This is a genomic window from Serpentinimonas sp. SMBJO2 (assembly GCF_056341105.1).
The window spans coordinates 1,420,645-1,434,102 of sequence record NZ_CP150628.1 but is presented as its reverse complement, the minus strand read 5'-3'; the positions used below and the strand labels follow the sequence as shown (position 1 = coordinate 1,434,102).

The following is a 13,458-nucleotide window of genomic DNA, read 5'->3' as shown; positions in this document are numbered from 1 at the left end:
CTCAGCCTCCGCCTCCATTTAGCGCCCTCCTTATGACCCTGCGCCAGCTGCTCGACGTGCCGGCTCCGGCCAAGCTCAACCTGTTTTTGCACATCGTGGGCCGGCGCGCCGACGGCTACCACCTGTTGCAGTCGGTGTTCATGCTCATCGACTGGTGCGACACCCTGCACTTCGAGCGCCGCAGTGGCGGCCAGATCAGCCGCTTGGACCTCAACCCAGACCTCAAGCCCGAGCAAGCCCTGCCGGCCAACGACCTCGTGCTGCGCGCCGCGCGGGCGCTGCAAAGCGCCACCGGCTGCACGTGGGGTGCACAGATCGCGCTCGACAAACAGATACCGCAGCAAGCCGGCTTGGGTGGCGGCTCGTCGGACGCCGCCAGCACCTTGCTCGCGCTCAACCGCCTCTGGGGCTTGGGGCTGAATGGGGCCGATCTGCAGCGCATCGGCCTCACACTCGGGGCCGACGTGCCGTTCTTTCTGGGCGGGCGCAACGCCTGGGTTGAAGGCATCGGTGACACGCTGCAGCCCATCGATCTGCAGCCCGCACGCTACCTGGTGCTCAAACCCCCCAGCGGGGCCTCGACCCCGGATATTTTTGCGCACCCGGCCCTAAAAAGGGATACACCCCGAGCTAAAATCGCCGACTTTGCTGCAAACCCCACGGCTGGGCTGTTTGGTAACGATTTGCAGCCCGTGGCCATCGAGTTGTGCCCCGACATCGCTCTGGGCCTGCGCTGGATGGCCGAGCACGGGCTCGAAGCGCGCATGAGCGGCTCGGGCAGTGCGGTGTTTGCGCCCTTGGCGCCAGGCGGCAACGCGCGATACCGCGTTGCCGACCTGCCCGGACACTGGGTCGCTAGGTGTTGCAGCAATTTGCAGGAACATCCGCTGTTTGGGTGGTGCGAGCGCTGATAGCGGTTTTTACGGCTATAATCGCAAGCTCTGTTCAGCACGAAGCTACAGTTCCAGCACTGCATTCGGTGGCAAGCCTTCGGTTTGTTACCCGTGTAGGGGAGTCGCCAAGTTGGTTAAGGCACCGGATTTTGATTCCGGCATTCGAGGGTTCGAATCCTTCCTCCCCTGCCAAATACTTCTATCTGCGCCGGTTTTTCCATGCAAATTCAAACCCCCGTGCACGCACCGGATTTCATGATCTTTACCGGCAACTCCAACCCGGTATTGGCGGCCGAAATCGCGCAGCACCTCCAGTCGCCGCTCGGTGCGGCCAGCATCGGGCGCTTCTCCGACGGCGAAGTCACGGTCGAGATCACACAAAACGTGCGCGCCCGCCACGTGTTCGTGATCCAGTCCACCTGCGCGCCCACGAACGAAAACCTGATGGAGCTGCTGATCATGGTCGATGCGCTCAAGCGCGCCTCGGCCGTCAGCATCTCCGCCGTCATCCCCTATTTCGGCTACGCACGCCAAGACCGGCGTCCGCGCTCGCGCCGGGTGCCGATCAGCGCCAAAGTGGTGGCCAACATGCTGCAAGTGGTGGGCGTCAACCGCGTCCTGACCATGGACTTGCACGCCGACCAGATTCAGGGCTTCTTCGACATCCCGGTCGACAACATCTACGCCTCGCCGGTGCTGCTGAGCGATCTGCGCGCCAAGAATTACGAAAACCTGCTCGTGGTCTCGCCCGACGTCGGTGGCGTGGTGCGCGCGCGCGCGCTGGCCAAGCAGCTCGACTGCGACATGGCCATCATCGACAAGCGCCGCCCCAAGCCCAATGTGTCCGAAGTCATGCACGTGATCGGCGACATCGAAGGCCGCAACTGCGTCATCATGGACGACATGATCGACACCGCCGGCACCCTGACCAAGGCCGCCGAGGTGCTCAAGGAGCGCGGCGCCAAGAGCGTCTATGCCTATTGCAGCCACGCCATTTTTTCCGGGCCGGCGATCGAACGCATCGCCAAGGGCGGCGCGCTCGACGAGGTGGTGGTGACCAACACCATCCCCCTGAGCCAGGCGGCGCAGGCCTGCCCCAAGATCCGCCAACTCTCGGTGGCGCCGCTGATGGCCGAAACCATGGCGCGCATTGCCACCGGCGAGTCGGTGATGAGTTTGTTTGCCGACACCGACAGCGACTAATCCCCGCCAGCGGCAACGGCAAGCACCGTCAGCGCCAGCGCCCGCTTCCTGGGCGCGAGGCGTTTTTTTCAATCAGGGTTCAGAGCTGGTCGCGGCCGGGCCCTAGCAGGAGTCAGAGCATGAAATTTGTCGCTTTTGAGCGCAACACGCAGGGTACGGGTGCGAGCCGCCGTCTGCGCAACTCGGGTCGCACGCCGGCCATCGTCTTTGGTGGTGAGCAACAGCCCATCGCCATCGAACTCGACCACAACGCCCTGTGGCACGCGGTGCACAAAGAGAGCTTCCACGCCAGCGTGCTGGACATGGAGCTGGGCGGGGCGGTGCACAAGGTGCTGCTGCGCGACGTCCAGTACCACCCCTTCAAACCGCTGGTGCTGCATGTGGATTTTCAGCGCGTCGATGACAAGACGCGCCTGCACAAGAAGGTGCCGCTGCACTTCATCAACGCCGACACCTCGCCGGCCGTGAAGATCGACCGCTGCACCGTCAACCACGTGCTCACCGAAGTCGAGATCGAGTGCCTGGCGATCCAATTGCCCGAGTTCATCGAAGTCGATCTGGGCCAAGCCGTCAAGGGCCAAGCCATCCACGCCAACGACCTCAGGCTGCCCCCAGGCGTCAAGCTGGTCACGCATGGCAAACCGAACCCGACGCTGGCCACCATGGTCGAGCCGGTGGAAGAAGTCATCGTGGCGCCGGTGGCCTCTGCGGCTGGCGACAAAAAAGCCAAGAAGAAGAAGTAACCCGCAGCCGTCTGCGCGGCTGCGCTCATGTACAAGCTGTTGGTGGGCCTGGGCAACCCCGGGCCCGAATACCACGATACGCGCCACAACGCCGGCGCCTGGTGGCTGGAAGCGGCGGCGGGCGCGCTCAAGGCCGAGTTGCGCCCCGAGCGCAGCTTTTTTGGCCGCGCCGCCCGCACCCAAGTGGGCGAGCACACGCTTTGGCTGCTCGAGCCCAGCACCTACATGAACCGCAGCGGCCAGGCGGTGGCGGCGTTGGCACGTTTTTACAAGATCGAGCCGCAGCAGATTCTGGTCGCCCACGACGAACTCGACCTGCCCCCCGGCGAGGTCAAGCTCAAACGCGGCGGCGGTCACGCCGGCCACAACGGCCTGCGCGACATCCACGCCCAACTGGGCAGCGCCGATTATTGGCGGCTGCGCATCGGCATCGGGCACCCCGGCCACAAAGCCGAGGTCGTGCACTGGGTGCTCAAAAAACCGGCCCCCGAGCAGCGCAGCGCCATCGACGCGGCGATCGAGCGCTCGCTGGCCTCCCTGCCCGATCTGCTGGCCGGCCAAGTGGAGCGCGCCACTGCGGCCATACACACCACCAGACCGGTGCGCCCCAAGCCGCCGCGCCTGCCGCCGCCAGCTGCGCACTAGAAATTCAAAGCCTGTCAACCCCCCTTGGAGCCTTCAGGGGACGTCAAGCGCCGCAGGGGCTGGTGGCCGCCGTCAAGCGCCGGTATTTGCGCTCCAGGCTGCTGCGGTCTTCGATGTGCTGCGGGTGCACCGGAATGCACTGCACCGGGCAGAGCTCGACACACTGGGGCTGCTCGAAGTGGCCCACGCATTCGGTGCAGCGCGCCGGGTCGATCTGGTAGTGCTCAGGGCCCATCGAAATCGCCTGATTTGGGCACACCGGTTCGCAGACGTCGCAGTTGATGCACTCGGCGGTGATCGTCAGGGCCATGCGCGCCGCCCTTTCAATGCAGCGCGGCGCTGTGGGCGCTGCGCAACTGCGCCGCCACCGCCGGGTTGACCAGCGCCGAGACGTCGCCGCCCAGTTTGGCGATCTCGCGCACCAGGGTGCTGGAGATGCACTGCAGTTCCGGCTGTGGCAGCACGAACACGGTTTCGACCGTGGGCAGCAGCTTGCGGTTCATGGCCGCCATCTGGGCCTCGTAGTCGAAGTCGCTGGCGTTGCGGATGCCGCGCACCACCGCCGTGGCACCGTGCTGGCGGCAAAAGTCCATGATCAGCCCATCGAAGGGCAGCACGCGCACCTGGGGCCATTCGGCCAGACTCTGGCGCGCCAGGCTCAGGCGCTGCTCGAGCGTGAACTGGGTTTTCTTGTGGTGCGCCGCCGCCACGGCCACGATGAGCTGGTCGAACAGGCGCGCAGCGCGCGCGATCACGTCTTCATGCCCCAGGGTGAGCGGGTCGAAGGTGCCGCCATAGACCGCCAGCCGCGCCTCAGTGGCGGGCTTGGCAGCGGCTTTGGCGGTGGTGGCTTTGGTGGATGCAGAGCGGCTCATGGGGCTGCATTATGCGCCGCAGCCAGCAAATGGTAGTGCACCTGCCCGGCCCGGCCCTGGCGTTGCAGGCGCAGACCCAAGGGCTCGAGCATGGCGTCGCTCCAAGGCAGCGGGGCCTCGAGGTAAACGAGGCCGTCTGGCGCCAGCAGCGGCCGCGCCAGGGCCAGGGCGCGCAGGTACACGCCGCCCGCCGTCGCAGCGGCAAAAGGCGGATCGAGAAACACCACATCCCACGCGCCCGGCGTGGCCGCCGCCATCCAGGCCAGCGCATCGGCTTGCTGCACTTGCACCTGCACCGCGCCGAGGTGCTGCACGTGGGCGCGCAGCGCCTGCACCAGCGCCGGGTCGCGCTCCAGCAGGCAAACCGCGCTCGCGCGGCGCGAGGCCGCTTCCAGACCCAGCGCCCCGGTGCCGGCAAAGGCGTCGAGGCAGCGCAAGCCGTACAGGTCTTGCCCCAGCCAATTGAAGAGCGTTTCACGCACCCGATCCGGCGTCGGGCGCAGACCCGGATGGTTGGCTACCGCCAGCTTGCGGCGCTTGTACAGGCCGCCGATCAGGCGCACCGTGCCCGCGGGCCGGGAAGATGCACGCGCGCTTGGGCGGGTGGCTGGCTGACCGGCTGGGCCCGCGGGCTGCGGCCGCCTCATGGCGCTGGGCTCCCAAAAAGCACCGTCACCATGCGCTCGGGTTGCAGCACGCGCTGCGCCGCACGCCGCACCTGGGCCGCATCCAGCGCCGCCACCTGCGCGCTCCAGGTCTGCAAGTGGTCCAGCGGCAGCTCGTGCCAGGCGATGGCGGCGACTTGCTCGAGCTGTTCGCGGTTGCTGTCGAGGCGCAGCGCAAAGCCGTTGATCAGCGTCGCTTGCGCGTGCGCCAGCTCTTGCGCCGTGGGGCCTTCGGCCACGAAGCGCTGCACCTGTTCCTGCACCAGCTCAAGCGCAGCGCGCGCACGCTGCGGCTCGGTCGTGGTAGCCACCTGGAAAGCTCCGGCGTGGCGGCCCGGTACGAAGCGGCTGTGGATGTCGTAGGTCAGGCCACGGCGTTCGCGCACCTCTTGCATCAGGCGCGAGCTAAAGCCGCTGCCGCCCAGAATGTGGTTGGCAACCATGAAGGCCATGAAGTCCGGGTTGCGCCGCGACAGGCCCGGCTGGCCGAGCAGAATCTGCGTTTGCGCTACCGCAAAGGCCTGTTCGATGCCGCGCGCTTGTGTGAGCGCAGGCACTTCGGGCACGGCGGGCAAAGCGCTGCAGCCGTGTGCCTGCCAGCCTGCCAGCAGTGCCTGCACCAACGCGTCGGCGCGCGCGCGGCTGATGTCGCCCACCAGGGTCACGCGCGCCAGGCAAGCCTGGGCGTGGCGCTGCCAGAAGGCGCGCACGTCGGTGGCCTCGATCGCGGCCCAGGTCTCGGGCCGGGCCAACTGGCCGTAGGGGTGGCTGCCATAGACCGCCTGGGTGAACAGTTGCTCGGCCAGCACATCGGGTTCGGTCTGGCTGTGACGCCAGCGCGCCACCCAGCGCTGGCGCTCGCGCTGCCAAACCGGTGGCGCAAAAGCCGGTACCGCCAGCTGCTGCGCCAACAGGTCTTGTGCGGCTTGCAGCAAGTCGGGCTGGCTCAGGCTGCGCAAGCGCAAGGAAAGGCGGTCGCGCGTGGCGCTGGCGCTGAACTGCGCGCCGAGGTCGGCCCAGGCTTCGGCCAAGGCGTTTTCGTCCAGCTCTGGGCGGCTGCCGTACGCGAGCGCGCCCGAGCGCAGCAACGCCGCCGTGGCCGCCGCCAAGCCGGCTTGGTGCGCTGGGTCGCGCCGGTTGCCGGCGTCGAGGTCGATTTGCACGTCCAGCATCGGCAAGCTGGCGTTGCTGACCAAGAACACCCGCGCCCCGCTGGGCTGCACCCAATGCTCGATCGTCGGTGCCGCCCAGGCCGGGGCTAGCGCCAACACGCACCAGGCCAGGGCAGCGACCAGCCAGCCGCGCAGAAGGGAGCACACAGCCGCGTCCGCCACGGTTTCTGACATGCTGTGCGCTTTCATGGTTGCACCTCGGGCAACAACACGCCCACGGTGAGCTGCTGCGCGGCAAAGTGGCGCGCCGCCACTGCCTGCACCTGCTGCGGCGTAATGGCTTGCAGGCGCGCCTGCAAACGCTCGGCGCTGTCGCTCGGCCAGCCCTGCGCCCAATAGCTGCCCAGCAAGCGCGCCTGGGCAAAGAGCGAGTCGCGCCCGAACACTTCGCGCGCCAGCCACTGGTTGCGCACGCGGCGCAATTCGGCTTCGCTCACGCCCTCGCGTGCCACGCGGGCAATCTCGGCCTGCAAGGCGGCCTCCAGCTCGGCCGGGCTGACGCCGTCCGCGGGTGTGCCCAGCAGCAGGAACAACTGTGGCCCGCGCCCGAGGTATTGAAACGAAGCGCTCACGTCCACCGCCAACCGGCGCCCACCCTGCCCTTGCACCAACTGGCGCTCCAGGCGCGCGGCGCTGTGGCCGTCGAGCACCCCAGCCAGCAACAGCAGGGCCAGCGCGTCGACGCTGTCGGCGTCGGTCGCGTCGGGGTGCGCCAGTTGCGGCACCCGGTAACCCAACACCACCAAGGGCCGGTCGGTGCGGCCCCGGTACTCGATGCGGCGCTGGCCGCGCTGCGCGGGCTCGGTCTGGGGTTTGCGCTCCGGCACGGCGCGTGCCGGGATCGCGCCGTAGTAGCGCTCGGCCCAGGCCCGCACCTGAGCCACGTCCACGTCGCCCACCACCACCACCGCCGCGTTGCCAGGCACGTACCACTGGCGGAAAAAAGCGCGCGCGTCGTCGGGCGCAAGCGACTGCAAATCGCTCATCCAGCCGATGATCGGGCGGCGGTACGGGTGCGCCAGCCAGGCGCTGGCCATGAACACTTCAAAAAAGCGCGACTGCGCCGACTCCTCCACCATTTGGCGCCGCTCTTCCTTGATGACTTGCATCTCGCGTTGAAAAGCCGCGTCGGGCCAGACGTTGTTCGCAAAGCGGTCCGCTTCCAGACGCATCACGTCGGGCAGGCGCGCCGCCGGAACTTGCTGGTGGTAAGCGGTCACATCGCGGCTGACGAAGGCGTTGTCGCTCCCGCCCATGGCCGCCACCAGGCGCGAGATTTCGCCCTCCGCCACCGTCGGCGTGCCCTTGAAAAGCATGTGCTCGACCACGTGCGCCACGCCCGAGAGGCCATCGACCTCGTCCATGGAGCCGGCGCGCAGCCAAAGCGAATGCAGCACCGTGGGGGCGCGCCGATCCGGCAGCACGATCAGCGTCAGGCCGTTGGCCAGGGTGAACTGTTGCGTTTGGGCCATGGACGGGAGCGGGGCCAGCAGCAGTGCGACCAGCGCCGCCCACGCCGCCAGCGACCCGAACCCACGCCAGCGGCACAAGGCCAAGCGCTGCGACCAAACAGGTTTCATAGAATGCATGGTGGGGATTGTCCATCAGAGACGGCCCCGCAGAGCCGGCGAGCGTTTTTACACACGCTTTGGCATTGATACCCAAGCGAGCCCCATGTTCAGTTACCTGAAGAAAAAATTTTTCTCTGGCACCACAGAGCCCGCCGCGCCGGCCGATGCGCCCCCGCCGCAGGCTGCAGTGCCCAATGCAGGCGCGCTCGAGGCGCCGCAAGCGCCCAGCGCCACCGCACCCGAAGCCGACCTTAGCCGCCCATCCTGGTTCGAGCGCCTCAAGTCGGGCTTGCGCAAGACCGGCAGCAGCATCGGCAGCGTGTTCATCGGCACCCAGATCGACGAGGCGCTGTACGAAGATCTCGAAGCCGCGCTGCTGCAAGCCGACACCGGCGTGCAGGCCACCCAGTATCTGCTCGACGATCTGCGCCTGCGCGTCAAGGCCAGCAAAACCACCGATCCGGCCGCCGTCAAGGCGCTGCTGGCCGCGGCGCTGGCCGACCTGCTGCGGCCCTTGCAGCAGTCGCTGCCCATCGGCGCCCAGCCCGACGGCCCCACGGTGCTGATGATCGCCGGCGTCAACGGCGCCGGCAAAACCACCACCATCGGCAAGCTCACCTGGCACCTGTCCAACGCCGGCGCCAGCGTGCTGTTGGCCGCCGCCGACACCTTCAGAGCCGCCGCACGCGAGCAGCTCGGGGTCTGGGCGGCGCGCAACACGGTCGAAGTCATCAGCCAGCAAGGCGGCGACCCGGCGGCAGTGAGCTTCGACGCCGTCACGGCCGCCCGGGCGCGCGGGCGCGACGTGGTGATCATCGACACCGCCGGCCGTCTCCCGACCCAACTGCACCTGATGGAGGAGCTGAAGAAAATCAAGCGCGTGATCCAGAAAGCCGACCCCAGCGCGCCACACGAGGTGCTGCTGGTGATCGACGGCAACACCGGGCAGAATGCGCTGGCGCAGGTCAAGGCCTTTGATGCCGCGCTCGGCCTGACCGGGCTGGTGGTGACCAAGCTCGACGGCACCGCCAAAGGCGGCGTGCTGGCCGCCATCGCCACCTGGGGGCGCGAGCGCGGCGCCGTGGTGCCGGTGTACTTCATCGGCGTGGGCGAACAGTTGGCCGACTTGCAAACTTTTGATGCGCAAGAGTTCGCCCAGGCCCTGCTGCACTAACTTTCATGATGCGGGGCAGCGCCCCGGATCATGGAAGACTTCCACACTAACCCGGCGCCTGGTGTGCAGGCCAAGCCGCCTTATAGCCCCAGCGCATACCTTCAGAACGCAATATTCGATACCTGAGCGCGCATCTGCCCACCGCGCGCTCAGATAATGCGACCATGCGGCGCCAGCGACCCTGCCTTTACAAGGGTTTTGGAGCAGAGGGAAAACACCGATGCCAAAAGCCCATTTTTTGTAGGTTTTGTATCGAGCAGAACCCTAAAATCGCAAAAAAACTGTGCATCAGCATTCAATGATGCTGCCTCCGGCGCACCCGTTTTCACCCACCAAGGAGACTGTCCCCATGAAAACCCTCGTTCAGTTGCTTGCCGTGGGCCTGCTCGGCACCGCCGCACTCGCAGCCCAGGCCCAGGCACCCGCTGCGGCCCCGGCAGCCACGGCCGCACCCGCCGCCGCACCCACCCAACCCCCCAGTGCGATGCAAATCCGCGTCTGGGCCTCGACCTGCATGTCCTGCCACGGCACGGCGGGCCGCGCCCAGCCTGGCATGGAATCGCTGGCCGGCATGAACCGCGACGAGATGATCCGCAAGATGCAGGGCTTCAAGACCGGACGCAGCCCAGCCACCATCATGCACCACCACACCCGCGGCTACAGCGACGAGCAGATCGCCGCCATCGCCGGTTATTTTGCCGCCCTGCCGCGCTGAACAAGGAGCAACTGCCATGCAACGCCGTCATTTTGTCCAAAGCCTCAGCGCCGCCGGCGCCCTGGGCTCCGTCAGCCTCCTGAGCGCTTGCGCCACTGCGCCCGGCGCCAGCGCCCCCCACGTGGTCGTCGTCGGTGGCGGCTATGGCGGCGCCACCGCCGCCAAATACGTGCGCCTGTTCTCGGAAGGCAAGGTGCGCGTGACGCTGATCGAGCCCAACGCCAACTTCGTCTCCTGTCCGATCTCGAACCTGGTCATCGGCGGCCAGCGCGACATCGCCTTTATCACCCACAGCTACGCCAACCTGCAGCAGCGCCACGGCGTGCAGGTGGTGCGCGATCGCGTCAACGCCATCGACCCGGCGCGGCGCGTGGTGCGCTTGGCCGGCGGCAGCGAAATCGGTTACGACCGCCTGATCGTCTCGCCCGGCATCGACTTCATGTGGGAAGCCCTGCCCGGCATGGCCTCGGCTGAGGCCAAGGCGCGCGTGCTGCACGCCTGGAAGGCCGGCGAACAAACCGTGGCGCTGCGGCGCCAACTCGAAGCCATGCCCGACGGCGGCGTCTATGCCCTCGCCATCCCGCCGGTGCCCTACCGCTGCCCGCCCGGCCCGTACGAGCGCGCCTGCCTGGTGGCCAATTACTTCCAGAAGGCCAAGCCGCGCAGCAAGGTCATCATCTTCGATGCCAACCCCGAGATCCAGTCCAAGCGCGGTCTGTTCACGCGCGTGTTCCAGCAAAACTTCCCCAACCACATCGAGTACCGGCCCGGCCACACCCTGCTCGATGTCGATGCGGCCACCAACACGCTGCGCTTCGAGGTGCAGGAAAACTTCCGCGCCGCCGTGGCCAATGTGCTGCCGCCGATGCGCGCCGCCGACCTGGCCGTCAACAGCGGCCTGGCGACGGTGAACCGACGCTGGTGCGAAGTCAACTTCCTGAGCTACGAATCGATCGCCGTGCCCAATGTGCACGTGCTCGGTGACGCGATTCAAATCTCGCCCGGCATGCCCAAATCGGGCCACATGGCGAACCAGCATGGCAAGGTCTGCGCCGGCGCCGTGGTCTCGCTGCTGTTGGGCCAACCGGTGCCCTCCATGCCCATCGTGGCCAACACCTGCTACAGCTTCGTCAACGACACCGACGCCATGCACGTGGCCAGCGTGCACCGCTGGGACGCGCAACAGCGCACCATGCTGGTGGTGCCGGGTTCGGGCGGGGTGTCGCCGGCGCCCAACGAAATGGAAGGCCGCTACGCCATCGGCTGGGCGGTCAACATCTGGGCCGACATGCTCGGCTAAAGAGCGTCCCCGCGCTGCCTGCACCCGGCGCCACGTGCGCTGGGGTGCAGGCTGTTTCAGCCTCTTTCCCCCTCCTGCCATGATTGCCACTGCTCGCTCCGCTGCCCGCCGACTGGGTGCCCTCTTGGCTGCCACCAGCTTGGCCCTGTCACCCGCCCTGCTCTGGGCCCAGCCGGCCGCCGACCAGGTACGGGCGCAGCGCCTGCACATGGCTTCGTGCTTCATTTGCCACGGAGCCCAGGGTGAATCGACGAGTGAGCTCTTTCCGCGCCTGGCGGGCCAGAATGCCGAGTACATCGCGGCCCAATTGCGCGCCTACCAGACCGGGCAGCGCCAGCACACCGCCATGGCCAACGCCGTGGCGCGCCTGACGCCCGAAGACATGATGGCCCTGGGCCGCTTTTACGAAGCCCTGCCGGCCATGACCCAGCCGGTGCGCGACGCCAGCCTGGCTGCCGTGGGGCGTTACATCCACCACTACGGCAACCGCTTCTCGGGCCTGCCGTCCTGCGCCAGTTGCCATGGTGCCGACGCCCGCGGTGCCGCCACCCTGCCACGCCTGGCAGGCCAAATACCCGAGTACCTCGTGCACTCGCTCAAGCAGTTCAACACGCGCCAACGCACCGACGCCAACCTGGCCATGCACATGGTCGCCGAGCGCATGACCGAGCTCGAAATGGCCGCCGTGGCCGAATACCTGAGCGCCCGCTGATCTGCACGCCGCCGCCTCACTGGGCGGTGTGCAGCTTTTGGTGAATGCGCCGCACGGTGCGCCAGACGGCGTAGAGCACCACCGGAATCAGCGCACCGACGGCGATGTTGGGCTGAATCGGCACGCCCGCCGACTCGATCGCCTTGGCGCCGTACAGCAGCAGGCTGATGATGTAGTACGAAATGGCCGCGATCGACAAGCCCTCGACGGTGGACTGCAAGCGCAGTTGCAGGGCCTGGCCGCGGGTAAGCTTCTCCAGCAGCTGCTGGTTTTGGCCTTCGGTGGCGATATCGACCCGCGTGCGCAACAAGGCGCTGGCGCGCGACACGCGTTCCGAGAGCGTGTTCAGGCGCAGCTCGGTCGCCGCCACCGTGGCCATGGCGGGCGCGAGGCGCCGGCGCATGAACTCGCCCAATGTCTGGGTGCCGGGGATGGGCGACTCGCGCAGCTCGGCGATGCGCTGCTCCACCAGGTTGTGGTAGGCGCGCGTGGCCGAAAACCGGAACGAATGCTGGGCAATGGCTTTTTCGACTCCGGCCGCCAGCGTCACCAAGGCGTCGAGCAGGGCTTGGTCGGAGCGCTCGCTGTGCTCGAGGTCGGCCGTGATCTGCGCCAACTGGGCTTCGGCCAGAGCCAGTTCAGGCCCCAGCGCCTTGGCCACCGGCAGGCCGCGCAAGGCCATGAGGCGGTAGGTTTCGACTTCGAGCAGGCGCTGGGCGATGCGGCCGGCGCGGGTCTCGGACGTGTGCGCGGTCGCATAGACCAACACGCGCTCAAAGCCGTTGTCGCGCAGCTTGAAGTCGGTCACCAGCAGCGAATGCGACTGGTTGCCCATGACCGAGGCCGCCAGCGTGTGCTCACCGAGCGCGTCGCGCGCCTGTGCCAGCAGCAGCTGCGCCCGATCGGGATCGCCCAACAGCAAGGCCAGCTCGATGGCGCAGAAAGTGCGCCCCGGCAGCCGCGCCAACCAACCGGCCGGCAGCACCTGCTGCGCGCTCCAGTGGTCTGCAGCAAACCAGTCGGCGTTGGCATGGGTCTGCGACTGCACCACCGAATAGCGCGTGAATTCGGCGTGGCGCTCCCACTTGAGGGTGTAACCGGGCAGCATCAGGCGCAGAAAATTGCCCTGCAAGTCGTCCAGGCACAGGTGGCCCTGCCCCGGCAACTGACGCAAGGCATCGAGTTCGTCCTGACGGCCGACGCCGTCGTTGAACAGCGCCACATACAGCACCGCCGCCGGCAAGGCGATCCGCGCCGGCGGGCGCGCATGCACCTCATCGTGCAGCTGGCGGCGCAGCGCATCGTCGGGTGGCAACAGCCGCTGCTGGATGGGCCCCACGATGCGCTTGGGTAGCTGGCTTGCGCGCTAAAGGCAGGGCGCGATCAGGCGCCGAGCTTTTCCTTGATGCGCGCCGACTTGCCGCTGCGCTGGCGCAGGTAGTAGAGCTTGGCGCGGCGCACGGCGCCACGGCGCTTGACTTCGATGCGGTCGATGCGCGGGCTGTAGAGCGGGAAGGTGCGCTCCACGCCTTCGCCGTTGGAGATCTTGCGCACGATGAAGCCCGAGTTCAGGCCACGGTTGCGGCGCGCGATCACCACACCCTCGTAGGCCTGCACGCGCTTGCGTGTGCCTTCAACGACGTTGACGTGCACGATCACCGTGTCGCCCGGGGAAAAATCGGGGATTTGCTTGTTGAGACGAGCGATTTCCTCTTGCTCGAGGATCTGGATCAGGTTCATGGCTTCCTAAAACACCGATCGTGGTCGCGCTGCACTAAAGGCCCCAAGCC

The 13,458-nt window shown here is 67.3% G+C and carries 15 protein-coding genes and 1 tRNA gene; 9 read left to right on the top strand and 7 right to left on the bottom strand.

The features are described 5' to 3' along the window. The first annotated feature begins 38 nt into the window (after positions 1-38). From ispE to pth, 5 genes are all read left to right on the top strand, one after another. Positions 39-911, top strand: coding sequence for a 4-(cytidine 5'-diphospho)-2-C-methyl-D-erythritol kinase (ispE, locus tag AAAZ40_RS06695; protein WP_476661707.1), 873 nt, complete (start codon positions 39-41; stop codon positions 909-911). Positions 912-1,008: 97 nt separating this feature from the next. After that, positions 1,009-1,085: transfer RNA gene (locus AAAZ40_RS06690), tRNA-Gln, on the top strand. Between the two features lie 27 nt (positions 1,086-1,112). Then, positions 1,113-2,096 carry a ribose-phosphate pyrophosphokinase gene (locus tag AAAZ40_RS06685; RefSeq protein ID WP_476659637.1) on the top strand — a complete coding sequence of 328 codons (984 nt, stop codon included), beginning with the start codon at positions 1,113-1,115 and terminating at the stop codon, positions 2,094-2,096. 119 nt (positions 2,097-2,215) lie between these two features. Further along, a complete protein-coding gene (locus AAAZ40_RS06680) occupies positions 2,216-2,839 on the top strand; it encodes a 50S ribosomal protein L25/general stress protein Ctc (protein ID WP_476659636.1) in 624 nt (207 codons plus the stop codon). A gap of 27 nt (positions 2,840-2,866) precedes the next feature. Continuing rightward, a complete protein-coding gene (gene pth / locus AAAZ40_RS06675; protein ID WP_476659635.1) occupies positions 2,867-3,484 on the top strand; it encodes an aminoacyl-tRNA hydrolase in 618 nt (205 codons plus the stop codon). Between the two features lie 43 nt (positions 3,485-3,527). On the opposite strand, the gene AAAZ40_RS06670 is transcribed toward pth, so the two are convergent. Genes AAAZ40_RS06670 through AAAZ40_RS06650 form a run of 5 tightly spaced genes read right to left on the bottom strand, consistent with a single transcriptional unit; the run spans position 3,528 to position 7,668 of the window. After that, positions 3,528-3,794 carry a YfhL family 4Fe-4S dicluster ferredoxin gene (locus tag AAAZ40_RS06670; protein WP_476659634.1) on the bottom strand — a complete coding sequence of 89 codons (267 nt, stop codon included), beginning with the start codon at positions 3,792-3,794 and terminating at the stop codon, positions 3,528-3,530. A gap of 13 nt (positions 3,795-3,807) precedes the next feature. Further along, complete coding sequence (gene coaD / locus AAAZ40_RS06665) at positions 3,808-4,359, bottom strand: pantetheine-phosphate adenylyltransferase (RefSeq protein WP_476659633.1); 552 nt, start codon at positions 4,357-4,359, stop codon at positions 3,808-3,810. After that, entirely contained in the window at positions 4,356-5,006 is a 651-nt protein-coding gene (gene rsmD / locus AAAZ40_RS06660) for a 16S rRNA (guanine(966)-N(2))-methyltransferase RsmD (protein ID WP_476659632.1), read from the bottom strand. Before rsmD ends, coaD begins: the two co-directional genes overlap by 4 nt. Next, complete coding sequence (locus AAAZ40_RS06655) at positions 5,003-6,385, bottom strand: M16 family metallopeptidase (protein ID WP_476659631.1); 1,383 nt, start codon at positions 6,383-6,385, stop codon at positions 5,003-5,005. Before AAAZ40_RS06655 ends, rsmD begins: the two co-directional genes overlap by 4 nt. Then, entirely contained in the window at positions 6,382-7,668 is a 1,287-nt protein-coding gene (locus AAAZ40_RS06650) for a M16 family metallopeptidase (protein ID WP_476659630.1), read from the bottom strand. Before AAAZ40_RS06650 ends, AAAZ40_RS06655 begins: the two co-directional genes overlap by 4 nt. Positions 7,669-7,870: 202 nt before the next feature. On the opposite strand from AAAZ40_RS06650, the gene ftsY reads away from it, so the two are divergent. From ftsY to AAAZ40_RS06630, 4 genes are all read left to right on the top strand, one after another. After that, on the top strand, positions 7,871-8,941 hold the full coding sequence (ftsY, locus tag AAAZ40_RS06645; protein WP_476659629.1) for a signal recognition particle-docking protein FtsY: 1,071 nt from the start codon (positions 7,871-7,873) through the stop codon (positions 8,939-8,941). A 349-nt stretch (positions 8,942-9,290) separates the two neighbouring features. Next, positions 9,291-9,656, top strand: a complete 366-nt coding sequence (locus AAAZ40_RS06640; RefSeq protein ID WP_476659628.1) for a c-type cytochrome — start codon at positions 9,291-9,293, stop codon at positions 9,654-9,656. Positions 9,657-9,672: 16 nt separating this feature from the next. Next, on the top strand, positions 9,673-10,956 hold the full coding sequence (locus AAAZ40_RS06635; RefSeq protein ID WP_476659627.1) for an FCSD flavin-binding domain-containing protein: 1,284 nt from the start codon (positions 9,673-9,675) through the stop codon (positions 10,954-10,956). 124 nt (positions 10,957-11,080) lie between these two features. Further along, positions 11,081-11,668, top strand: a complete 588-nt coding sequence (locus AAAZ40_RS06630; protein WP_476659626.1) for a c-type cytochrome — start codon at positions 11,081-11,083, stop codon at positions 11,666-11,668. A 16-nt stretch (positions 11,669-11,684) separates the two neighbouring features. Here AAAZ40_RS06630 and AAAZ40_RS06625 read toward each other — a convergent pair whose 3' ends face one another. Continuing rightward, positions 11,685-13,007 carry a DUF3422 family protein gene (locus AAAZ40_RS06625; protein ID WP_476659625.1) on the bottom strand — a complete coding sequence of 441 codons (1,323 nt, stop codon included), beginning with the start codon at positions 13,005-13,007 and terminating at the stop codon, positions 11,685-11,687. A 44-nt stretch (positions 13,008-13,051) separates the two neighbouring features. Then, entirely contained in the window at positions 13,052-13,408 is a 357-nt protein-coding gene (gene rplS, locus AAAZ40_RS06620; protein ID WP_476659624.1) for a 50S ribosomal protein L19, read from the bottom strand. Positions 13,409-13,458 lie beyond the last annotated feature (50 nt).

What these genes read in the sequence shown, in the direction of transcription:
- coaD (WP_476659633.1), bottom strand. Translation starts at nt 4,359, where the DNA reads ATGAGCCGCTCTGCATCCACCAAAGCCACCACCGCCAAAGCCGCTGCC.
- rsmD (WP_476659632.1), bottom strand. Translation starts at nt 5,006, where the DNA reads ATGAGGCGGCCGCAGCCCGCGGGCCCAGCCGGTCAGCCAGCCACCCGC.
- AAAZ40_RS06635 (WP_476659627.1), top strand. Translation starts at nt 9,673, where the DNA reads ATGCAACGCCGTCATTTTGTCCAAAGCCTCAGCGCCGCCGGCGCCCTG.
- ftsY (WP_476659629.1), top strand. Translation starts at nt 7,871, where the DNA reads ATGTTCAGTTACCTGAAGAAAAAATTTTTCTCTGGCACCACAGAGCCC.
- AAAZ40_RS06650 (WP_476659630.1), bottom strand. Translation starts at nt 7,668, where the DNA reads ATGGCCCAAACGCAACAGTTCACCCTGGCCAACGGCCTGACGCTGATC.
- rplS (WP_476659624.1), bottom strand. Translation starts at nt 13,408, where the DNA reads ATGAACCTGATCCAGATCCTCGAGCAAGAGGAAATCGCTCGTCTCAAC.
- AAAZ40_RS06680 (WP_476659636.1), top strand. Translation starts at nt 2,216, where the DNA reads ATGAAATTTGTCGCTTTTGAGCGCAACACGCAGGGTACGGGTGCGAGC.
- AAAZ40_RS06640 (WP_476659628.1), top strand. Translation starts at nt 9,291, where the DNA reads ATGAAAACCCTCGTTCAGTTGCTTGCCGTGGGCCTGCTCGGCACCGCC.
- pth (WP_476659635.1), top strand. Translation starts at nt 2,867, where the DNA reads ATGTACAAGCTGTTGGTGGGCCTGGGCAACCCCGGGCCCGAATACCAC.
- AAAZ40_RS06655 (WP_476659631.1), bottom strand. Translation starts at nt 6,385, where the DNA reads ATGAAAGCGCACAGCATGTCAGAAACCGTGGCGGACGCGGCTGTGTGC.
- AAAZ40_RS06670 (WP_476659634.1), bottom strand. Translation starts at nt 3,794, where the DNA reads ATGGCCCTGACGATCACCGCCGAGTGCATCAACTGCGACGTCTGCGAA.
- AAAZ40_RS06685 (WP_476659637.1), top strand. Translation starts at nt 1,113, where the DNA reads ATGCAAATTCAAACCCCCGTGCACGCACCGGATTTCATGATCTTTACC.